At 38.3% G+C, this 22,490-nt stretch carries 22 protein-coding genes; 8 read left to right on the forward strand and 14 right to left on the reverse strand.

Annotation, left to right across the window (positions count from 1 at the left end; genetic code table 11):
* Positions 1 to 38 precede the first annotated feature (38 nt).
* The 5 genes from ACI3K6_RS08870 to ACI3K6_RS08890 form a co-directional block, all read right to left on the reverse strand.
* Positions 39 to 1,070 carry a sensor histidine kinase gene (locus ACI3K6_RS08870; protein WP_435554519.1) on the reverse strand — a complete coding sequence of 344 codons (1,032 nt, stop codon included), beginning with the start codon at positions 1,068 to 1,070 and terminating at the stop codon, positions 39 to 41.
* On the reverse strand, positions 1,067 to 1,741 hold the full coding sequence (locus tag ACI3K6_RS08875; RefSeq protein ID WP_435554520.1) for a response regulator transcription factor: 675 nt from the start codon (positions 1,739 to 1,741) through the stop codon (positions 1,067 to 1,069). Before ACI3K6_RS08875 ends, ACI3K6_RS08870 begins: the two co-directional genes overlap by 4 nt.
* Before the next feature lie 33 nt (positions 1,742 to 1,774).
* Positions 1,775 to 2,590, reverse strand: coding sequence for an ABC transporter permease (locus ACI3K6_RS08880; protein WP_435554521.1), 816 nt, complete (start codon positions 2,588 to 2,590; stop codon positions 1,775 to 1,777).
* Positions 2,591 to 2,594: 4 nt separating this feature from the next.
* Positions 2,595 to 3,599, reverse strand: a complete 1,005-nt coding sequence (locus tag ACI3K6_RS08885; RefSeq protein WP_335479742.1) for an ATP-binding cassette domain-containing protein — start codon at positions 3,597 to 3,599, stop codon at positions 2,595 to 2,597.
* A 226-nt stretch (positions 3,600 to 3,825) separates the two neighbouring features.
* On the reverse strand, positions 3,826 to 4,458 hold the full coding sequence (locus ACI3K6_RS08890; RefSeq protein WP_435554522.1) for an FMN-dependent NADH-azoreductase: 633 nt from the start codon (positions 4,456 to 4,458) through the stop codon (positions 3,826 to 3,828).
* Positions 4,459 to 4,680: 222 nt separating this feature from the next.
* Between ACI3K6_RS08890 and serC the strand changes: the two genes are divergently transcribed.
* Positions 4,681 to 5,778, forward strand: coding sequence for a 3-phosphoserine/phosphohydroxythreonine transaminase (gene serC / locus ACI3K6_RS08895; protein ID WP_435554523.1), 1,098 nt, complete (start codon positions 4,681 to 4,683; stop codon positions 5,776 to 5,778).
* Positions 5,779 to 5,816: 38 nt separating this feature from the next.
* Here serC and ACI3K6_RS08900 read toward each other — a convergent pair whose 3' ends face one another.
* The 3 genes from ACI3K6_RS08900 to yeiL form a co-directional block, all read right to left on the reverse strand.
* Positions 5,817 to 7,391 (reverse strand): LTA synthase family protein, encoded by a 1,575-nt coding sequence (locus tag ACI3K6_RS08900; RefSeq protein ID WP_435554524.1) that lies wholly within the window; start codon positions 7,389 to 7,391, stop codon positions 5,817 to 5,819.
* The gene (locus ACI3K6_RS08905) at positions 7,384 to 7,698 is read right to left on the reverse strand and encodes a hypothetical protein (RefSeq protein WP_435554525.1); all 315 of its coding nucleotides are present in this window, start codon (positions 7,696 to 7,698) and stop codon (positions 7,384 to 7,386) included. The genes ACI3K6_RS08900 and ACI3K6_RS08905 overlap by 8 nt, the downstream gene beginning before the upstream one ends.
* Positions 7,699 to 7,937: 239 nt before the next feature.
* Complete coding sequence (gene yeiL / locus ACI3K6_RS08910; RefSeq protein WP_335477417.1) at positions 7,938 to 8,609, reverse strand: transcriptional regulator YeiL; 672 nt, start codon at positions 8,607 to 8,609, stop codon at positions 7,938 to 7,940.
* Between the two features lie 79 nt (positions 8,610 to 8,688).
* On the opposite strand from yeiL, the gene ACI3K6_RS08915 reads away from it, so the two are divergent.
* The 4 genes from ACI3K6_RS08915 (at position 8,689) to ACI3K6_RS08930 (ending at position 11,267) form a co-directional block, all read left to right on the forward strand.
* Entirely contained in the window at positions 8,689 to 9,849 is a 1,161-nt protein-coding gene (locus ACI3K6_RS08915) for an MFS transporter (RefSeq protein ID WP_435554526.1), read from the forward strand.
* 88 nt (positions 9,850 to 9,937) lie between these two features.
* Positions 9,938 to 10,258, forward strand: coding sequence for a YbjQ family protein (locus ACI3K6_RS08920; RefSeq protein ID WP_335477415.1), 321 nt, complete (start codon positions 9,938 to 9,940; stop codon positions 10,256 to 10,258).
* A gap of 3 nt (positions 10,259 to 10,261) precedes the next feature.
* Positions 10,262 to 10,486, forward strand: a complete 225-nt coding sequence (locus tag ACI3K6_RS08925) for a hypothetical protein (RefSeq protein WP_335477414.1) — start codon at positions 10,262 to 10,264, stop codon at positions 10,484 to 10,486.
* 127 nt (positions 10,487 to 10,613) lie between these two features.
* Positions 10,614 to 11,267, forward strand: coding sequence for an N-acetylmuramoyl-L-alanine amidase (locus tag ACI3K6_RS08930; protein WP_435554527.1), 654 nt, complete (start codon positions 10,614 to 10,616; stop codon positions 11,265 to 11,267).
* Between the two features lie 77 nt (positions 11,268 to 11,344).
* Here ACI3K6_RS08930 and ACI3K6_RS08935 read toward each other — a convergent pair whose 3' ends face one another.
* Positions 11,345 to 12,850 (reverse strand): malate:quinone oxidoreductase, encoded by a 1,506-nt coding sequence (locus tag ACI3K6_RS08935; RefSeq protein WP_435554528.1) that lies wholly within the window; start codon positions 12,848 to 12,850, stop codon positions 11,345 to 11,347.
* A 300-nt stretch (positions 12,851 to 13,150) separates the two neighbouring features.
* Complete coding sequence (locus ACI3K6_RS08940; protein WP_435554529.1) at positions 13,151 to 14,041, reverse strand: LysR family transcriptional regulator; 891 nt, start codon at positions 14,039 to 14,041, stop codon at positions 13,151 to 13,153.
* Between the two features lie 248 nt (positions 14,042 to 14,289).
* On the opposite strand from ACI3K6_RS08940, the gene ACI3K6_RS08945 reads away from it, so the two are divergent.
* A complete protein-coding gene (locus ACI3K6_RS08945; RefSeq protein ID WP_335477410.1) occupies positions 14,290 to 14,448 on the forward strand; it encodes a hypothetical protein in 159 nt (52 codons plus the stop codon).
* Positions 14,449 to 14,488: 40 nt separating this feature from the next.
* On the opposite strand, the gene hprK is transcribed toward ACI3K6_RS08945, so the two are convergent.
* A complete protein-coding gene (gene hprK, locus ACI3K6_RS08950) occupies positions 14,489 to 15,424 on the reverse strand; it encodes an HPr(Ser) kinase/phosphatase (RefSeq protein WP_435554530.1) in 936 nt (311 codons plus the stop codon).
* A gap of 211 nt (positions 15,425 to 15,635) precedes the next feature.
* Between hprK and ACI3K6_RS08955 the strand changes: the two genes are divergently transcribed.
* The gene (locus tag ACI3K6_RS08955) at positions 15,636 to 16,904 is read left to right on the forward strand and encodes an S-adenosylmethionine decarboxylase related protein (protein WP_435554531.1); all 1,269 of its coding nucleotides are present in this window, start codon (positions 15,636 to 15,638) and stop codon (positions 16,902 to 16,904) included.
* 90 nt (positions 16,905 to 16,994) lie between these two features.
* On the opposite strand, the gene ACI3K6_RS08960 is transcribed toward ACI3K6_RS08955, so the two are convergent.
* Complete coding sequence (locus ACI3K6_RS08960; protein WP_435554532.1) at positions 16,995 to 17,582, reverse strand: NAD(P)H-dependent oxidoreductase; 588 nt, start codon at positions 17,580 to 17,582, stop codon at positions 16,995 to 16,997.
* Positions 17,583 to 17,699: 117 nt separating this feature from the next.
* Here ACI3K6_RS08960 and ACI3K6_RS08965 point away from each other — a divergent pair, with 117 nt between their 5' ends.
* Positions 17,700 to 18,131 (forward strand): MarR family winged helix-turn-helix transcriptional regulator, encoded by a 432-nt coding sequence (locus ACI3K6_RS08965; protein ID WP_335477406.1) that lies wholly within the window; start codon positions 17,700 to 17,702, stop codon positions 18,129 to 18,131.
* Between the two features lie 277 nt (positions 18,132 to 18,408).
* Here the strand turns inward: ACI3K6_RS08965 and ACI3K6_RS08970 are convergent, their stop codons facing one another.
* Together ACI3K6_RS08970 and ptcA are read right to left on the reverse strand one after the other, a co-directional pair.
* Positions 18,409 to 21,039 carry a PBP1A family penicillin-binding protein gene (locus ACI3K6_RS08970; RefSeq protein WP_435554533.1) on the reverse strand — a complete coding sequence of 877 codons (2,631 nt, stop codon included), beginning with the start codon at positions 21,037 to 21,039 and terminating at the stop codon, positions 18,409 to 18,411.
* 380 nt (positions 21,040 to 21,419) lie between these two features.
* Positions 21,420 to 22,457: a putrescine carbamoyltransferase gene (gene ptcA / locus ACI3K6_RS08975; RefSeq protein ID WP_435554534.1), complete on the reverse strand. Its 1,038-nt coding sequence runs from the start codon at positions 22,455 to 22,457 to the stop codon at positions 21,420 to 21,422.
* Positions 22,458 to 22,490: the final 33 nt, after the last annotated feature.

Below are 22,490 nucleotides of genomic sequence, written 5' to 3' on the forward strand. Positions count from 1 at the left end.
ATTACCCCCTAAAACAACACTTTAGGGGGATCCCATTTTTATATGGGTAAAGAAACAGTAAAAGTTGTTCCCTCGCCCTCCGCACTCTCAACGATAATTCCGCCATCATGCATTTCAATCACCTTTTTCACAATAGACAGTCCTAGACCACTTCCGCCTTTAGACCTTTGACGCGCCTGATCTGCTTTATAGAATCGTTCAAAAATATGGACTAGGTCTTTGTTCGAAATACCCATTCCTGTATCGGATATTTTAATGATTGCTTGATCATTACTCTCTTTCAGTTGAACGCTAATTCTTCCTTTAGAAGGCGTAAATTTAATACTATTATGAATTAAATTGATCCAGACCTGACTCATTAAATCTTCATCAGCCATGATCACAACTTTTTCAAGCGATACATCCATTTCGATCTCTTTTTCTATCCAGTTGGGTTCACAGGCTAGGATAATTCTTCTGATTTGCTGGTCTAACCGATAGCTTTTTCGTTCAAAAGGGTGATGCTCAGATTCCAAAGAAGTTAGTTTTAATAAATTATCACTTAACTTTGATAACCGCTTGCTTTCAGTCTCTATAATGCTTAAATAGTGGTTTCTTTCTTCCATAGGCAATTCATTATTTTGAAGGGCTTTTGCAAACCCGGTAATGGAGGTTAGCGGGGACTGAATTTCATGGGATACATTTGAAATAAATTCCTGCCGCATTTCCTCCATTTGTTTTAACTCTCGAGCCATATGATTAAAATGATCAATGAGCTCAATAAATTCATTTCTTCCGTTTGTGCGGATATCCAAATAGACATTAAAATCCCCTTTGGCAATTTTCCTTAGCGCATCAATGATTTCAAAATAAAGTCGGCGTTGTTTATCCTTGGTGAAAAAATGGATGATAAACCCTAGTATCCCCAATATCAAAATACTGATAATGGTTGCTACCATATAGCGAAGATAGTCAGACGATAGAAAGTGGAACAATCGAACAATGAAGTATCCAGACGTAAAGCTGGCCGTAATAAAAGTGAGGAAAAGCAAGAAGCCCAATACATGTCTTAAAAACTCCCTTGTCTTCATGATTTTTCCTCTAACCGATAGCCTAATCCCCTGACAGTTTGAATCCGGAAGGGAACTTCTGTCTCGGAAAATCGCTCACGGACTCTTTTAATATGGACATCCACGGTTCGCTCATCGCCTTCATAATCATAACCCCATATATCTTCAATCAAGCTTTCTCTGGAAAAAGTTTTGCCAGGGTAACTAGCCAGTTTAAATAGAAGTTCAAATTCCTTCAACGGAATTGTACACTTTTGATTTCTATAGAAAATTTCATGTGTTTTGCGATCTAGCTGAAATTCTCCAATAATGATAGTTTGTGATACTGCAATTTTATATCGTTTTAATAAAGCTTTTACCCTTACCACTAATTCTAGCGGATCGAACGGTTTCACCAGATAATCGTCTGCTCCTAGATTGAATCCCTTAATCTTCTGTGACGTTTCCCCTTTGGCTGTCAGCATGAGGATGGGAATATCCTGGAACTCCCGCAGCTCTCGACATAATTCCCATCCGTCCATATTTGGCATCATGATATCAATGATGGCCAGGTCAGCTTTCATTTTTTCCAATACTTTCAGAGCTTCTACTCCATCCGATGCTTCATATACTTCGAAACCCTCTTTCTTTAAAAAAAGCAAGACAAGTTCCCGGATATTTTCATCGTCATCAACCAATAATAGTTTTGTCATGAGGGTAACCTCCCTTGTCTTGTGGAAACTTATTTAGGCCTTTCTCATATAGGCACGTACCGTTAGGGGAGCAAAAATGGCTACAATCACGGCAGCACCGATAAGGGAAATCCCTAAATCCCAACCAAACGTTCCATGATTGACAAGTCCCCTTACAGCAGATACAAGATGTGAGATTGGATTTGCCTTTACAAACCATTGAAGCCAGTTTGGCATCGTATCAACCGGCACGTAGGCATTGGACAAAAATGTGAGGGGAAACAAGATAATCATAGATATCCCTTGTACGCTTGAAGCAGTTCGTGCAATCACACCAAAGAACGCAAAGATCCAACTGACTGCCCAGGAACACACGATAACGAGTACCGAGGCGATCGCGACATGCTCAAAGCCTCCATCAGGCCGAAAGCCCATAATATATCCCATCGTGAACGTTAATACTGTTGCAATTGTATACCGTATTGTGTCTGCCAGCAAGGCTCCCGCCAATGGAGCAATCCGAGCAATAGGCAGCGATTTGAAACGATCGAACACCCCTTTATCCATGTCCTCTCGAAGTTGAACGCCTGTGACAACAGAGGTTGTAATAACGGTCTGCACTAGAATTCCTGGAATGATCACCGGCAAATAGTTTTGTACATTGCCAGATATGGCACCGCCAAAGATATAGGTAAACATTAACGTGAAGATAATCGGCTGAAAGGTTACATCAAACAATTGCTCAGGTGTTCTGCGGATTTTCAGCAATCCCCTATAAGCCATCGTAAAAGAATGCCGTACCGTTTGCCCAAAGCTGGTATGATTTTTAAGTTGGCGATTTATTAATACATCCTTACTATGATTCCCCATACAATTACCCCCTCATTTCATGTAGAATTTGATCAGACTTTTTCCCAGCATTACCTGTGATCGTCAAAAACACCTCATCAAGTGTTGGCTTCTGCACGCTCACTTCGGCAAGGTGGATTCCTGCTTCACGGAGAGTAATTAGTAAGTCCGTAACCTGATCAGCACTCGCCATAGGTGCTGTGATCTTCCCACCTTCAGCTGTAACATTTGATTGAACCTTGAGGACCTGCTCTACCATCTTACGGGCATCATGAAGATTTGACTGATCCTGTACCCGTAAATGTAATGCTGATCTCCCAATGGATGCCTTCAATTCATCTACAGTACCTTCCGCTACAACCATCCCGCCGTCGATTACCGCAACACGGTCCGCAAGCTCATCAGCCTCTTGAAGGTACTGCGTTGTGAGCAGTACGGTTGACCCCGCCTTAACCAATCGGCGGATGGTATCCCACATTTGATTGCGGGTCCTTGGATCCAGCCCAGTGGTTGGCTCATCTAGGAAAATGAGCGGTGGCTGTGAAATAAGACTTGCTGCAAGATCAAGCCGGCGGCGCATACCACCAGAAAAGTTTTTCAATGGTCTTTTCGCAGCTTCGGTTAAACTAAATTCCTCAAGAAGTTCCTCTGCCTTTTGTTTTGCCTCCTTACGGCTCAATCCCAACAATTGTGAAAAGATCACCAGGTTTTCAGTTGCACTTAGTGATTCATCAACCGATGCATATTGTCCTGTTACCCCCATCAATTGTCGAACGATATGTGCCTCTCTAACCACGTCGTGCCCAAAGATTTTTGCCGAACCGGCATCTGGCCGCAGCAATGTCGCCAGCATCTTAATAATCGTCGTTTTACCCGCCCCGTTTGGGCCAAGTATGCCATAAATCGCTCCATCGGGAACTTGAAGATTCACTCCATCAACCACTCGATTAGAGCCAAACGTTTTGACAAGCCCCTGGGCTTCAACGGCCCACTTACCATTTATAGAATCTGACTGAGGTTTAGATTTCATTTCAATTCCTCCTCTTACGTTGAATACAGATTGTATGGTAACAAGTTTTTATGAACTGAATATGAACTGATAAAAAAAGGAAGCCGTACTATACAATTGTTTTTTGTATAGTACGGCTTCCTTTTATATACATTATAATTTATTTAACATACTCTTTATGTCTGATGTCGCCTGGCAATAAGGTCAACTTTATACCTGGAGTTTTGCAGCCAGAATTCAAGTTATATTAAACTAACTCTACAGTTAGGTTTTTAGCCGCTTCCGCTACTTTTGCAAGACCATCAGCGATGATTTGCTCTGCTTGGGCAGGCAACGCATTATGTCCTTCGATAATGACTTCATTGATGATCTCCATGCCAAAAATGCCGCCAACGACATTTTTTATATACGTAGCTGCCATTTCCATTGGAGCAGCCTCAGGTGTAGAGTACACGCCACCGCGGGCACTAAGAACGATAGCTTTCTTATCCGTCATTAAACTTACTAACTGGCCATTTTCACCATATTTAAATGTGAAACCAGCTGCGAATACATAATCAATAAATGTTTGTAATTTTGCTGGGATTGTTAAGTTCCAAAGCGGGAAGGCAAAGACAACAACATCTGCTGCTGACAATGCATCCATTGCCTTTTGCTTAGCAGCTAAAATGCGTTGTTCTACATCTGACAATTCTTCGCCATTCTGCATTTTTCCAAAAGCATTAAATAAATCCTGGCCAAAGTAAGGCATATCTTCTGCAAAAACGTCATAGGTCGTGACGTTGGCACCTTCTAGGTTCTCCATGAAAGTTTCATACATTTTACTGGATACTGCCTCTGATGCAGGGCGGTTATTTGCTTTCACTACTAATACATTCATAATCAATAAAGTCTCCTTTTTAATAATCTTAAATTAAATATCTTGAATTCATAATATATGAAATTATTACTTGCGTCAAACTAATTGCTCCATTTGAATTAATAAAAAAGATAAAAAAAGAAATGAAAACGCTCTATTAAATTAAAGGACCTCTATATGTATTCCAATTTTCAGAAAAAACTAGTATTATCAAATTAAAGAATATTCTAACGAGGTGCGATTATGATCGATCAATTAAAGCGAGCTTATAACTTTAACGCAGGCCCTTCTGCCCTTCCACTTGATGTGCTGAAAAAAGCCCAAGAGGAACTTATTGATTTTCGTGGAACCGGAATGTCCGTCATGGAACTTAGCCACCGCAGTGCCGCCTATGAAGAGGTTCACAATCAGGCTATTGCTCTTTTAAAGGAATTGCTGTCTATTCCGGAAGGCTATGAAGTTCTGTTTCTACAAGGTGGAGCAAGTCTTCAGTTTTCGATGATTCCTATGAACTTTTTAAACCCTGAACAGAAAGCTGCCTATATCATGACTGGATCTTGGTCTGAAAAGGCTTTTGCTGAGGCCAAATTGTTCGGAAATCCATACCAAGCTGCCAGCACAAAAGAAAGTCAATACCGACGAATTCCACAATTTGATGAACTACAATTTAATGCAGATGATGCCTATGTTCACCTTACATCCAATAACACGATTTTCGGAACTCAGTGGAGAGATTTCCCTGATACAGGAGAGGTACCTCTGTTTGGGGATATGTCCAGTGATATTCTCTCCAGACCATTCGATGTCAGCAAATTTGCCTTCATCTATGCCGGTGCCCAAAAGAACCTTGGTCCATCAGGTGTTACTGTTGTCATTGCCCGTAAAGATTTGCTTGAGAAGGCTAATACCAATATTCCAACTATGTTAAAGTACAGCACGCATGCCAAGAATAACTCTTTGTATAACACTCCTCCAACCTTTGGCATTTATATGCTTGGTGAAGTGTTGAACTGGGTGAAAGGGATTGGCGGAATCCATGAAATAGAAAAACGGAATGAAGAGAAGGCAAAACTAATATATGATGTCATCGACCAAAGCAATGGCTTTTATATTGGTCATGCTGAACAAAACAGTCGTTCATTGATGAATATTACGTTCCGTGTAAAAGATGAAGAGTTAGAGAAGAAGTTCCTAGCTGAGGCGAAATCAGAAGGCTTCATTGGCGTTAATGGACACCGCTCTGTCGGTGGCTGCCGTGCATCTACCTATAATGCTGTTCCACATGAAACATGCAAAGCCTTCAGTGAATTCATGGTTCACTTTCAACAAACTAATCAATAAGCATGAAAAATCCCGACTGGAAATCAGTCGGGATTTTTCTATTGATTGGATTCTGCTTTTTCTTTCTTTGCTTTGTCCAATAGTTCCAAATAATCGCCTTGTAAAATTTGTCGATTATAAAAGTCAGAATTTTTAGTAATCTCTTCATTTACATGCTCAAAGCCATATTCCTCTTCCAGCGTTTTTCGATTGGAAAACAGATTCGTTCCCAGACCCAAACGCTCTCCATCAATTGTAACGCCAATACTGCCAAGAATGGTTGGATACATATCCAAGGAGGAAAATATTCGATTCTTTTCATTGACTGGTCTATTGACAGGGTTTACGAATGCATTATAAATGGTTCTTTGATATCCTTCATAAGTATGTGTTTTAAAATAATCACCAGGCTGCATGCTCAGGTGATCGCCCATTAGAACAAGAGTCGTGTTTTGGTAAAAATCCTGTTGTTGCAGCCACCGAACAAATTCGTCCACTTGTTTTGATGAGAAGGCATACACATTTTCATACTGCGTATCAAATTTCTTTTCCGCTCCGCTTTCCAAGTAGCCATCTGGAAAATGGGTATTAACTGTAAGGAAGGAAAAACTAAACGGTTTGTCGGAGTTTGCCAAAGAAGTAATTTCATCTTTGGCATATTCAAATAAATGAGTATCATCAAATCCCCATGCTACCCTTTCACTCTCCGTCATTTTTCCCTTTTTAATAGCAGCATTCAAATCAAAGATGTCATAATTACCATGCTTCAAATAATAATTTTTCCGCCCGCCAAATTCAGCATCTGACCCAGCCATGAATTCCAGATTGTACCCCTCTTTTTTTAACACATCACCTAAAGTATAGGCCCCTGCTAAAAAGTTTTTAGATGATGTATATTCGTTTCCGTTTACAGGAATTTTCAAGGGCAATCCAGATGTTGTGGAAACTAAGCCCCCTACTGTCCAGGTGGTACCATAAATAGGGAGAGCCCCGCCTATTTTACTTGTGTTTGAAAAATTCACATTTTGCTTTGCAATATTCTCCAATTCTGGGATAACGTTGTATTGCCATCCTCCGCCATTCACTTTATCAATTAATGAGCTTTCCATGGATTCCATGTATAAAATAATTAAGTTCCTTTTTTTCTCTGGAAAGGTAATAGAGACATTTGTACCGCTAACATAATGATTACCGATAAAATAGGATGAATCTTTTATCCCCTTAACATATTCATCTATTCCTAATAACAGATAACATGAGGCTAATGAAAATAGGAAAATAATTGACGCATAAATGACCTTATATTTTCTAATAAATTTATTAGGGAAGACTTGCAGGTTGATTTTCTTTCCTTTTACGGCTACTTCGATGATCTGCCTTCTTCTTTTTGTATTCATTAATGGCAAGGCCAAGAGTGAAAATATTAATAGAAAGGGAATCAAACTAAATTTAATTCCGGAAATGAAAACATCACTTGAAGCACCTTTCATACCGCCCACAAGGTAAAAAATCATTTCCTCTACGCTTTGATCGGCGAATTTTATACTAATGTAGAGAGATGCTGAGAAAATAATGGTACTAAGGATTAACAATAGAAAGGTAAGTGAATTTGACAGAAACCTACGTTTATTCATCAGTGGACTCGACCTTAAATCTTATTTTTAAGTTTAATTCAATAAAAATGTATAAAATAGCCATTAATAATGCAATAAAAGTAGCTGTTAAACAGTATTTCAATGTAAAAGTGGGTGTATACTCAAAAATTATCGTTTTTCTTAAAAAGATGAGGGTGGCATAGCAAATACAATTGGTTGTCACCATAAAGAAAACGATCTTACCTATTATTTCAAACAAAGGCAATGCTCGATTCGTGACTTTTGAATAAAATAAACATGCAATAATGGATGGCATAATTAATGCCATGACCTCATTAAACGACATATCGTTCACCCCAAAGGAATTATTTTTTAGGAAACAAGAAACTATTACTTGAATTTTTTTCAAATTTTGGATATAATTATTAGGTGTATTTTCTTTATATATGTTTTTTTTTGAACATTATAGCACTTATCTATATATGAGTAAAATTGCTTTCATCCGTGGGTAAACAAACTTTTGAAATAATTAAAAGGAAGCAGACAGAATGCCAGCAATGCTACATTCTGTCTGCTTCCTTTTTTCTATGAGTTCTTTAACATTTCAGCGAGCTCCATTAATGCCGAAGGCTGCAAAATCCGATAATAGCGGCCTTCCTTTTGTAAATACCCTTTGTTACAAAAATCCGCCAATACAAATAATAAATGACGATAGGAAACACCTAAAAAATCACAAACCATCACATGCTTCTCCCTATAAACCTCTTCATCAGCTGTTTGCAAAATAAAATCGGCCAGCCTGTTTTCAAGTGGAAAAGCGAGACTTTGTGAATACTTTTCAGCCATTGTTGATGCCTTTAAACTTAAGAACTTGGTTAGTTCCCGTAAAAATAGCACATCATTCAGCAATTTTTCCCGATATCGCTGAAATGGAATGGCGTAGCAAATTGTCCTAGTAGTGGTTTGAATTCCTTTTGTATAGTAAACCTCATTTAATAACTCCATTTCCCCTATATAATCATTTTCGTTAATAAAGTTAATCAAGGAAACCTTCCCATTTTGATGCGTGATATAAATTTTTGCCTTTCCTTCCATTACATAAAATAAATAATTGGGGCGCATTCCCTCCCGAATAATCCATTCATCTCGTTTATATTCATGAATTTCAATGAATTCTTCTATAGGGAAAGAGCATAAATGGGCAATGGGGTGTTTTTTCAAATATTGTTGTTTTTTTCTACTCCTATAAATTTCCATACTTCACCTCAAAATATGAGAAATCTCATATTTTATTCTGTAACTCCATGATACTATACAACCATTGGAGGGATACAGAATGAACACTCAACAATGGATGGGCAGACAATTTTTTAGTTTTTACCTGACTTGGGGCATCTTCCTACCCTACTGGACAGGGTGGTTGATTGATGCAAAAGGGGTTTCCATCTCTCAAGCAAGTTTGATTATGAGTTTAGGCTTGGTTGTTAGAGGGCTATCAACATTAGTTGCCTATCCTTATTTTTCAGGGAAACTTAGCAGTAAAACCTTATTAAGGGGAATGACCATTGGCACGTTATTCGCCATTATGTGCTATTACCCCTCTCATTCTTTTACAAACTTACTCTTAGTCACATTACTGATCCATTTCATTTACCCTACATTGATGCCTGCTTTAGACAGTGCTGCCGGAATACTCGTGCAGCATAAACAATTAAAGGATTATGGAAAAAGCCGATCCTGGGGATCTATTGGTTTTGTCGTGGCCGGCATGATGTTAACCTTTTTTACTGGATCAATCGGGGATACAGCTATTTATTGGGCTATGTTACTTGGTACGTTCCTTTTAGTCCTTCTTAACTTTATGTCTGCACCGGACATTTTATCTAATAAACCACGGACTGAGAAAACCCAGCGCAGCAGCCTATTAAAACTGTTTCGCTTCAAACATTTTAGTTTAGTACTAATCATTGTCATTTTATTGCAGGCAGCACATGCCTCTTATTACAACTATGGTTATCTTTTTTTACAAAATATCCACGCACCGAAATTCCTAATTGGAGTTATTCTTAACATTGCCGTCATTGCAGAAATTATTTTCTTTCTAATTGCCGACCGCTTCTTTCAGCGCTTTTCATCAGGAACTTTGTTAGCCCTTGCGGCTTTAGGATCGACCATTCGCTGGATATTAGTTTTTGCTTTCCCAAACGTAATTGTTTTTAGTATCGCACAAACATTGCATGCCTGTTCATTTGCAATGGGGCATTATGCCTTTATGAAATATTTAATCAAAAATATCCCACATACAGAGATACCAAAAGTCCAAGGCTTGTATTCTGCATTGGCACTCAGCTGGAGCACGGCGGTCTTAACTTATTTCGGCGGATACCTATATGAAATTGAACCAAGATATGCCTTTATCGGAATGACAGTGTGCTCCATTCCTTCAATGCTGCTTGCCCTTATCTATCGTAAATTGGATACCTCCGTTACCAAATAGGTACTAGGTTAAAAAAAGTAATGGTATTTATATCCAACGGGACGTAAAATAAACTTGTAGGACTTATTTTGTTAAGGAGCGGATCCATATGATAATCGTAACAACTGAGAATATTGCTAATCATAAAATTACAGAAGTGGTAGGTCCGGTATTCGGCTTAACGGTACGGGCCAGAGGAATTGGTAAAGATATCATGGCTTCTTTAAAAGGACTGGTAGGCGGAGAAATTAATCAATATACAGAAATGCTAGAGGATGCCAGAAAACAAGCTATCGACCGTATGGTGAAAAACGCTGCGTCCATGGGAGCGAACGCAATCACTATGATGCGCTTTGACTCAGGTGAAATCGGTCAGAATATGAGTGAAATTGTTGCTTATGGAACAGCTGTGATTGTTGAAAAGGTCTAAACGATGAAATGGATTTTAGGCTTCTATGGTATCCAGCTTTTTATTCTGCTTCTTTTAATTATCGGTTCCTGGCTCATCTGGGACCGCCGCTTCAAAGGAAAGCATGGGCAACAAGTACCCAAAGGCTTCGAACGAACAAATGAGATATCGATAGATCCAACCACTCAGAAAAAATTAGTCGTTTATTTTAATCCGGAAACTGGCGAACGATTTTATAAAGAGGAATAACGTAGTACCGGTGCACTTGTTGCGCCGGTTTTTTCATGTAATCTATGAATTAAAATTCTTTTTATCTCATTTTTTGTTATATTATGTAAGAGTAATAGGCATATTTTACGCTAAAGAAGGTATAGACTTGAAGACAAAAATTATAATCCTCACAGCCATATTTTTTCTGATCCTATCTAGTTTTCACGAACCAAAAGAAGTCCAAGCTGTACAAGCACCATCAAAAATAACAGTCACAAATGCCTTTCTTCCAAAGGCAAATTCTGAACCGAGAACAAAACCGATTACACATATCGTAATTCATTTTAGCAGCAATGTGGCTAATAATCCTAAAAATCCTTATCAATTACAAGATATACGCAAACTCTATGTACAATACGGTGTTTCCGCTCATTATATAATTGGGAGAAAAGGCGAGATTTATAGATTAGTTCCAGAAACCCAGGCAGCCTACCATGCAGGCAAAGGAAGTTTGGCCTATTTCCCAACATATACAAACCAACTTAACCAATATTCCATTGGTATCGAATTAATGGCAATAGGGACAAAAAAAGAAATGAGTTCCATGATCTCTCCTGCTATTTATAACTCCGTTCCACTATCCAATATTGGCTATACCAGTGCCCAATATCGCTCTCTTACACTATTAGTGGATGATATCACCAAACGCAATCCTTCTATAAAAAAAGACCGAAAGCACATCATTGGGCATAGCGAATACGCCCCAGGGAGGAAATCAGATCCTGGCTCTTTATTTCAATGGTCTAAAATCGGATTTTAAGTCCCCTTTTTGAAGTAAACCAACGCAAAAAAGCCATTGACCCTGTGGAATCAATGGCTTTTTATCTGTAATAGAATTTAATGATAGACTAATTCTTCTGTTTCGACTAGGCCAAGCACCTTCGCTGTTGAAGATTGAATTTCCTGTAATAGCTCGGGGTGCTCTACAAGTGAAATGCCATAGGATGGAATCATTTCCTTTATTTTCGGTACCCACTCATCCATGTGCTGCGGGAAGCATTTTTCTAATACCTCAAGCATAACATGAACCGCAGTAGATGCACCTGGTGAAGCACCGAGCAATGCCGCAATTGAACCATCTGCAGCATTAATAACTTCCGTACCAAATTGAAGTGTTCCAACGCCTTCAGTTTCTGTATCTTTAATGACTTGGACACGTTGGCCTGCCACTACAATATCCCAGTCCTCACTCTTGGCATTAGGGATAAATTCCCGTAGCTCTTCTATCCGTTGTTCTTTCGATAACATAAGCTGTTGGATCAAATATTTAGTTAATGGTATATTCTTTGCACCTGCTGCTAACATTGTGAGGACATTGTTCGGTTTTACAGATGTAATTAAATCTAAATTGGACCCCGTCTTTAAGAATTTAGGTGAAAAGCCAGCAAACGGTCCAAAAAGTAAGGATTTCTTGTTATCTATAAATCTAGTATCAAGATGTGGAACCGACATTGGTGGAGCACCCACCTTTGCCTTACCATAAACCTTGGCATGATGTTGTTCAATCACTTCCGGATTATTACACACCATAAATAGACCGCTAACAGGGAATCCCCCGATATGTTTTGACTCAGGAATACCCGTTTTTTGCAGTAAATGCAGACTTCCGCCTCCACCGCCAATAAAGACAAATTTTGCTGTATGGCGCTCGATACTACCAGTCTCTCTATTCCATATTTTCAATTCCCACATACCATCTTCTGTACGCTTAATATCTTCAACACTATGTTTGTAATGAATTTCCACATTATGACTCTTTAAATGGTCAAACAATATGCGCGTTAACGCGCCGAAGTTGACATCCGTGCCAGAGTCAATTTTGGTTGCCGCAATGGGTTCATTCATGACACGTCCTTCCATGATCAATGGAATCCATTCGGTCAATTTATCATGATCATCGGAATATTCCATCCCTTGAAACAATGGATGACTTGACAGCGCTTCAAATCGCTTTTTTAGAAACGTAACATTGTCTTCCCCTAATACCAAACTCATATGCGGTATTGACATGATAAAGTCATGCGGATTTTGAATCAGATTACTTTTTACTAGATAAGACCAAAATTGTCTTGAAAGTTGAAACTGTTCATTAATTTTAACAGCCTTGCTAATATCAATGGATCCGTCAGGTTTCTCGGAAGTGTAGTTAAGCTCGCATAGAGCAGCATGTCCCGTTCCCGCATTATTCCATTCATTAGAGCTTTCTTCCCCCGCACTCTCAAGCTTTTCAAATACCTTGATTTCCCATTCCGGTGCTAACGCTTTCAGTAATGACCCCAAAGTTGCACTCATGATACCGGCACCAATTAAGATAACGTCTGTTTTGGTTTGTCTGTTACTCATTTTTACCGTCCCTATCCCCTAAGATTTGCAGAAGGATGTGGGCGCTCCTGTCAAGCATCACCATATGCCAGGAAACGTCTAGTACATACCTTCTTTGGATCAAATATCATTTAACAATAGTATAACATATATTCTCTTTAGTGTAACACAATTACACTTAATTCATATATCTCCCTTTTCTGATAATTATAAACCATTTAAAGCTAGTAAAAAAGTGAAAAGACTTTCCACTGCCACAGAACGCAAAAAGCCAGCCAAGATTGCTTGTTGGCTCATCTTTTTGACTGGCTTTTCACCTTTTTACTTTGTTCCATACTGTAATTTTAAGGCTTCAATAAAATGGATAAATGCTTTTGCGACATTCCATTCCATGGATTCTTTATGATAATACATCCAGGTTCTGCGCAAAATAGGATTTCCCTTTTGGTCTTTTAAATCTATTTTATTTAATTCCTTTATATCCTTGAGCATTCGACTAGATAAGATGCCATAACCTAGTCCATTCATGACCATTTCCTTACAGGTTTCTACTTGGTCCACTTCTATACTAATCAAAGGAGGCTGAGTATAGTTTTCTGCCCACCAATTATCAATCAATGTTTTTAGTAAGTAATCGCCGCTATAATCAATTCTAGGTAAATTTGGCAAATCAACCATGTCAATCGTTTCCTTGGACATAATTGAAATGGTCTCCTCTAATAGTAAATGTTTCTTCAGTCCACGGCAGCTATAATCACCTCGAACAAAAGCAATATGGACATCTTTATTGTGTATAAGTTGAGTGATATCATTACTCCACCCTGTAATGACCTTAAATTCTACATGGGGAAACCGATCCTTAAATAGTTTTAAAATATAGGGAAGTTCACGATTAACAAAAAAATTTGAAACCCCTAATTTCAATGTTCCGACCACGTCGTTCCCTGCAATATTGCTCATATTCCGGACATGCGCTTTTATTTTGTTATATTGATTAAGAATATCGTCGGCACAATGAACAAGATATTCTCCCTCTGGGGTAAAATGAATCCCTCTGCTTTCACGGGTTACAATTTTGACCCCTAATTCTTCCTGCATGTGCTTTAATCGGTTCGTTAATGCAGGTTGAGTGATAAACAAAAGCCGTGCTGCTTTCGTAATATTCTTCTGACTATAGAGAACCTTTAATATTTCCCAATCTCGGTAATCCACTTTTTTACTCCCTATATTTACCATATAAAAATTTTTTATATGTCATTATAAATTTTTAGCATTTTATTTATTTTCATTATTGCATTATCATTAGTCAGTAGCAATGACAAATTGTTATCTTCAAACCCATGATTTGGACTTACTAAGGCAAAATCACCTAAGATTTAGCACAGTATTTTTTAAAAAGCCATATTTATAGACGAACTGTCACAAGGACAGCAAGAACAAAAAAGTTGGAGGGAATTTCTATGTGGGTTATTACTCGTTATGTAGACTCAAATATTTCCATGTTTGAATTTGAAACAGAAGAAGAGGCACGAGAGGCTTTAAAAGGTATGAAGGGCTGTAACATTTTATCTGAAGTGATTTACTTTAATGATCCTTGTTTTCAACAGGGAGTAGCTTAAATACATGAGGTCCAACTGTGAACAGTTGGACCTCATGCTTTTATTCTTTATCGAAATTTGTCATCTCCGCCTCAATCCTGCTCATAAACTCTTCTGCTGCGCTGTATCCTTGCTGCTTCAAATACCAGTTATTTGCCGCTGCTTCTATTAACCCAGCAACATCCCGTCCAGGCTGGAGTTGGATTTCAAAGGAAGGAATCTTCACACCCATATAATCGGTATAATGTATTTCCTGATCTAAATCATTATACAAGGCATCTTTTTCCCATTTCGTCAAATGAATATCCAGAGTAATCCTTGTTTCATCTTGAAATGCCTTGCGTCCATATAGGCGAACGACATTCAACAACCCAATGCTGCGGAGAGCCAAAAACTCTTTTGTTTTCTCATCATGAGTACCTAAAATCGTTTGCGGACTAAGCTTCTTTAGTACGATAATATCATCTGCCACCAGACGATGACCCCGGCGAATTAACGTATGTGCCGTCTCACTTTTCCCTACCCCTGAATTTCCTCGAAGTAAAATCCCAATGCCTGAAACATTCATACAAACACCGTGCACCGTCATTTCTGGAGCTAATTCCTTTACCAAATACGCATCCAACTTAGTAATAAACTCTGAAGTGACCTCCGGTTTGTTCGTTAATAATAAGGGGATCCCCTGTTCTATACAATGGTGTGTCAAATAGGTAAGTCCTTCCTCACCAGCTGTCACAATAAAACATGGCGGATGATAGTGGACGATGTTTCCGATTCTTATTTTCCGTTCTTCCTTACTTAACTTATGTAAATAGGTAATCTCTTTTTTTCCTAGGATTTGAACCCGTTCCATGGGAAAGAAGTCAAAATGTCCGACAAACTCCAGTCCCGGACGATGTACCCGAGATTGTGTAATCTGTTTCTGCAGCTGATTTTCACCAGCTACCACCTTCAATGAAAACCTCCGAACCAAGTTTTCAACTGTAATGTGTTTCACCCTAAACGCACCGCCCTGTAAGTCCTTTTTATATTTGAATTATATCTAAGTATACTGGAAACGTCATCCATTTAGTAGCTATCCGCTAATAGGACATTCAAACATACAAAAGGATTGGCATCATCATATATTATTACGAAATACCTTTTTGGAAGAATACGATCTTCTAAGAAGTGATAGAAAAATACTCAAAAAGAAAGGAGTGTTCAAATTGAAAAAAGGGACAAGTCCACTAGCTATTTCTATTTTGGGATGCAGTGGAGGTGTTGCCAAAGCAGTACTAGCGATTCTAAATCATTCTGCTTCTGATAAAAATGACCCCTTATACCCCATCCTTAGCCACGCACAGCTTCACCTTATTGATCTCAAGCCAAAGAGTCAAGATTATTACAATCAACTCTTTCCAAATCTTATGGGCAAAATGAAGCTGCATCATCTAGATCTCAGGGATTTAAACCGTTTCCGTAAACATTTGGAAAATACAAAAACAAAAATAGTCATTGATGTTTCCTGGGCCGACACTCTTGAAATGCTTAGTTGTTGCAATGATTTAGGCGTATTCTACATTAACTCAGCCCTAGAGAATACGGAGGTTGATGAGGATGAAAGTCTTTATGGCTTCCCACTTACAGAGCGATATAATCGATATGAGGCACGCAAAAAAGACTTTACAAATACAAAAGCCATTGTGTGCTCAGGAATGAACCCCGGTGTCGTGCAATGGATGGCTTTCAAATTAATGAAGGAAAATAAAGATAAAAAACCTTTAGCCTGCTACATCGTTGAGCATGATAATTCATTTTTTACTGACAAAACATGCATTGACCCTAATACCATTTATACTTCTTGGTCAGCGGAATGCTTTTTAGATGAAGCCATATTGAGCTATCCAATGTTTAGTCACCATCACTTGCTTCATTATTGGTATGAGAATGTGTATGAAATGGAATTTAAGGTGAAATTGGGAGAAAGAGAATTTTATGGTTGTCTGATGCCACATGAAGAGGTTGTTACATTAGGTACATTACATGATATGCAAGTTGGCTTTATATATCGGGTCAATGAACATACTACAGAATTAATCCGTAATCATTTAGATCATGTGGATGATTTATGGAATTGGAATCAGCAATTAATTGATCCAGAGGTAGGAGAAGTTGAGGGTGAGGACCTAGTTGGTGTTCTGTTGGTGTATGAGGATGAGGAAAAGTTTATATATAATGTAATGAAAAGTAGTGAAATTTATCCCAAATTTAAAACGAATGCAACTTACTTCCAGGTTGCTTGCGGGATTTATGCCGGATTTTCCAGCTTAATCCTAGATGATTTTCCATTAGGCATCTATTATGTAGACGAGCTTTTGTATAATACCGAAAGCAAATTTGGGCAATATCTCACCTATCATATGACGAACTTTGTTACGGGAGAGAATAAAGGTTCAGATGGTTTACTGCATCAAAGGTTGAAATGGGTAAAATAGAGGGTCCTTAACCACTAATAACGACAGGCTGTCACATGGTAGAATTAATGGTCACTGGACAGCCTGCTTTTATTTTATACCTGTTTTATATCAACGTTCTATCTTTTTAAAATAATGATAAATTTTTTCTAACTTTTTCTCTTGCTTTCCCTTTGGACTTTCCATATTTCCAAATTCAAAGAACCTCACCTTTTTGATTCCGACAAAATTAAATAGAGCTCGTTTCATTAGAACTTTATGTGCATTATTCAGCCAAAGAAATGGATAATGGGTTGGACCCTTCATGGTAGACACACATACAACAGACTTTCCCCTCAGGAGGCCTTCCGGGAAAAGTCCCTTTTTATCCCTGTAAGCAAAATTAGAAGCAAAAAGTTGATCGATATACCCCAAAAGCATCGCAGGAGGTCTTCCCCACCAAATAGGATAAATAAAGACAATTTTATCCGCCCACATAAGTTGTTTCTGATACCTTTCAATCGAAGGATCTGTATGCATATTGCGCCTTCGTTTTTTCTCATTAAACACGAGTAGTGGGTTGAATCCCTCTTCATATAAATCCAAAATCTGAATCTCTTTAATATGAGGATTCTGTTTGCTTCCCTTTATTACATTTTGTAAAAATGAGTAATTCAAACTTGTATGATTAGGATATGTGTAGATGATTAATAACTTCATAACCCACCCCTTAATTATCATTTGATAACTAAATCATAACACTTTTCCTTTTAATTATCAAATGATAATTGTTTTTTGATAATCACTTTGTTATCTTGTCTATAAGAGGTGAGGAAAATGAACCAAAATGCCCTTTTTCATAAACTTATAGCATTTACAACTTCTGTTCATCGTGTAACCCATGAATTAACAAAAGATGCAAGACAGGATTCCATCACACCAATTCAATACAATATTCTTGAATATATTTTCGTTAGCCAACCCGTGACACCAAGTGAAATCAATGATTGTCAAAATATGTCTATGCCAAACACGAGTCGCGAACTAAAAAAGTTAACGGAAAAAAAATTAATTGAAAAAGTGAATGATGACGAGGATCGAAGAAAACAATATGTTCGCCTCTCGAAAGAGGGAGAAACTCTGATGAAGGAAGCTTTTGCAACAATTCAATCACGCTTTCAAGAGAGAATACAACATGCTTCAAAAGCTGATTTAGAGGAAATAGAACGTGCCATTGACACTCTTCAAACCAAACTATTCTTTGAATAAATACCGAATGGAGCATAAAGTTTCCTCCATTGACGGCCCTTGTACAATGGAGAAATCTCTTCATTTTTCTCCGTCCTTATTGTTTCACGTGGAACAGACCAACAGAACCGTGTTTCAATCGACTTTTCACAATGGCTCAAGTCAATAGATAAGCAGAAAAAATCTCTTCTGATCAGAACAGAAGAGATTTTTTTCTGTGTCAATTCTTAGATTTGTACATGTTACTGCTTTTTCACTTTTCCATGTCCAAAGTTATGGCTCTATCTAATGCACATAATTAATGTGCCTCTTCAGTATTCCCCTCAGTGTTGTTGTTTTCACTATTTTCTGAAGGGTCTACTGTAACAGTTGTTGACATTGGTTCACTAGCTCCTGCTTGATTGGATGCTACCACCGTAATGACATACTTTTGACCTGGTTGTGGGTTGCTTATGGTTGCACTAGTCCCTGATGTTGTCGTTAAAGTTTGAGTATTGCCATTTACAACATAAGTAACGATATAGCTGACATCTTGTTCATTGGCAATATTGCCTTTCCAATTAATAGTAATCAGATTTGAATTTTTGTCATACTTAGCTTGCAATCCACTTGGACTTTTTGGCACTTCAACCTTTCCTTCTACCGTTAAAGAGGCAGCCGCTGCCTCACTCTTGGTGCCCTCCGTAACAGCAACGACATTGAATACATAGGTCTTTCCTTTCTCAGGACTTTTCAGCACCGCTTGCCTGTCGCTTGTGGAAGGTAGACTTGTCGCTTTACCATCCACTGTATAGGAAACATCAAAGGTTGTTTGAGAACTATTTTCAGATGAATAATTCCATGTTAATTGAATGCTGTCTGAATCTTTATCATAGGTCGCCTTCAAATCGGTCGGTTTATCCGGCTTTGGCAGTTTCGGTTTTTCTCCACCTTTTACGTAGTATTCATTCCCAGATCTTCCAACACTGCTAGGTTGTTTAAATCTTTCCGTACTGGCATCGATCCGTGACAAGATGGCTTTAAATACTAACTTAGAAAAGTTTGCACTACTGCTTCCCAAATAATCATCTGCCGTTTTTGTCTCAGGGTAACCTGTCCAAACTGCACCTGTGTACTGCGGCGTATATCCGACAAACCAGGCATCTCTCGTTGCATTATTCGGCAAACCATATTTGGCGATGGCCGATTCGTCAAAACTGGTAGTTCCTGTTTTTCCCGCTATATCAAGACCTGAAATATTGGCCATTGTCCCGGTACCAGAATCCACAACGGTCCGCAACAAATCGGTTATTAGGAATGCCGTATAATCCTCCATTACTTTCTTTTTAGTTGAGGCCAGATTCTTTTCTGTTCCATCGACATAAACAATTTTTGAAACCGTATATGGTTCAATATAGTAACCGCCATTACCAAACGCAGCATACGCACCTGCCATAATCAGCGGCGATGCGGCATCAATAGCACCAATGGCATTTGACTCATTTGCTTTTTGTGTATCATTAATAGGAAATCCCAAACTATTGGCAAAGGCTGTAGCATAGTCTGCACCTACTTCTTGATACGTTTTTAGTGCTGGAATATTCCGTGACCACGCTAAGTGATCTCTTACGGATTTATTTCCGGCATAGGAACGGTTGGCATTACGAATTGGGGTCCCATTAGAATATTTATACGGTTCGTCTTTTATCAAGTGCCCTGTTGACCATTTATACTTTTCAATTGCAGGACCGTAATCAAGAATCGGTTTAATCGTTGAACCCGGATGGCGTTTAATCTTTGTTGCATAGTTATAGCCCCCAGATTGATAGTTTCTTCCACCACCAATTGCTTTGATCGCCCCCGTTTGCGTGTCCAAAATAACGATAGATGACTGCAATTTATCATTCTCAGGAAAATTAATATATTCATTAGAAGATAGGACATCCTCGGTTAGTTGCTGGATTTGGGGATCAATGGTTGTATAGATTTTTAACCCATCTTCAAAAATATTCGAACCTGTTTTGTCTTGAACTTCCTCAATTACCGTATCAACAAATGCCTGGTATTTATTGGTTTGTTTTTGCTGAATATTTAACGTATCTTTAATCGGTGTACTTTGTGCCTTTTCCATTTGTCCTTTAGAAATATATCCGTGTCTATTCATATATTGCAGAACCATATTTCTTCGTTTTTCTGCATTCGCAAGATTACTCTCAACCGTGGGAATATAGTTATTTGGACTCTGCGGAATCCCCGCCAAGAGAGCTGCTTGTTCGAGTGTTAATTTATTTAACTCATCTGGCTTCAAACCGAAGAACCGCTCTGCAGCTTTTGCCACCCCATACACATCACTGCCATATAAGTTTTTGTTAAAATACATTTCAAGAATCTGATCTTTAGTGAATTTCCTCTCTAACTGAACGGCTAAATACCATTCTTGCACTTTTCGTGTAACACTCTTTTCAGAAGTTAAAAATGCATTTTTAACAATTTGCTGTGTAATCGTACTTCCTCCTTGAGAAGTACCGGAGGTGACATTCGTAAAAATAGCAACAAGCGTCCGTTTTACGTCAATTCCGTGATGCTTGTAAAAACGGGCATCTTCTGTTGCCAATACCGCATTTTTAAGAACATCAGGTATCTGATTAATATTAATATCATCCCGCTTTTCTGCACCAACCTCAGCGATTAATGTTTTCCCATCAGATGCATATACTTCAGATGATAATGGATCCTTTAATAATGTTTCGTCAAATTTCGGCGCATCTTTGATGATCCATAAAAAAGCACCAACACCCACTAGGATCATCACTAACACTAGAGAAAGACAAATAAAGGAAACCTTTTTCCATGAGATTTTCCCGCGCTTCTTGCCCCCTGGTTGTTTCGATGCCTTTTGCTGTTCTTGTATTCGTTTTCGCTCAATACGAGAGCGATAATCTTCTGACATGTTTCTTGTACCTTCTTTCTTTAAAATGACTCCTAGTAACCTTCTGCATTTTCAATTTGAAAAAATGATTACACTATAGAGTTTATATAAGAAATTATACTATGACCACTGATTTTTAAAAACTATCATAAGCATCTGAAAAAATCTAGCAGATAAAAAATGGCGTGTAAGCAAGTATAAGCTAATCACGCCGTTCTTTATTATTATTTGGCTCTATTTAAAATATTAATTGGACTTTTCTTCGATTTTTATGACCCAATTTATAATAAGATGTTTGTCGCATCCCCCTACCTAGCTGCAGGAAGGGGCTTTTAAAAATAAAAACTGCCCCATTTCTACTAATGTGAAATGGGACAGCCATGAAAGTATTTTAACTTGTTTTATGCAAGAACTAATTCTTTTTCAGTTTCAAAGGCAGCATCTAATGCTTTTTCTAATTCAAATTTGGCTTCTGTCACTTTTTCAGCATCTTCTTTGTTAAGGCCTAAGAAGTAGACGAGAAGGCCGCGCATCGCGGTAAGTCGATTTTCCGCTTCATCAAAAACGATAGAAATTGAGGAATCAATGACTTCATCAGTTACTTCCTCATTGCGTGTTGCAGGGAGGCAGTGCATAAACTTAGCTCCTGGATTTGCCTTCTTCATCATATCCATTGTCACTTGATATTTTGGATAGAAAGCCGCCATTCTTTCTTCTTCAGATAATTCGGCTTCATATAGACCGTACCATACATCTGTATAAACAAAGTCTGCATCTCTTAGTGCTTCATCAGCATCCTCAGTAATTAAGAAGCTGCCACCAGATACCTTGCAATTTTCTTCCATAATTTTAATGTGATTGTCACGTAACTGGAAGCCTTTTGGACCAAATTGAGCAAATCTCATTCCCATTTTAGTTGTAATAAAACCAAGTGATGCACAAACTTGAGTAGCATCCCCAACAAATACCACCTTGCAATCCTCTAATTTCTTACCAGCTGGAAGGTGTTCAATCATGGTAATAATATCGCCCATTTCCTGTGTTGGATGGTTGTAGTCGGACATTGCATTGATAACAGGGATTGAGGCATTATTAGCCAAATCTTCTACAGATTTATGTCTTTCCACACGAGCCATCACAATATCTACTAATCTTGAGAGGACACGGCTTGTATCTTCAATTGTTTCGTGGCCGCCAAGCTGGATTTGTCCTGGAGCAAGATATTGGGCATGGCCACCAAGCTGTTCCATTGCGGTTTCAAACGATACGCGTGTTCTTGTGGATGATTGTTGGAACACCATTCCTAACGTTTTATTTTTCAACAGCTGTGGATAGTATCCAGCCTTAATGCATTTTTTAAGTGCAATCGATAAATTTGCAATTTGCATTAATTCTGCTTTGGAATAATCATTTGTGTCAATAAAGTGTTTTACAGTCATGGTAAGTTCCTCCTAATGTTTGGAAAATTATAG

Source organism: Neobacillus solisequens (genome assembly GCF_051233465.1).
GTDB lineage: Bacteria > Bacillota > Bacilli > Bacillales > Cytobacillaceae > Neobacillus.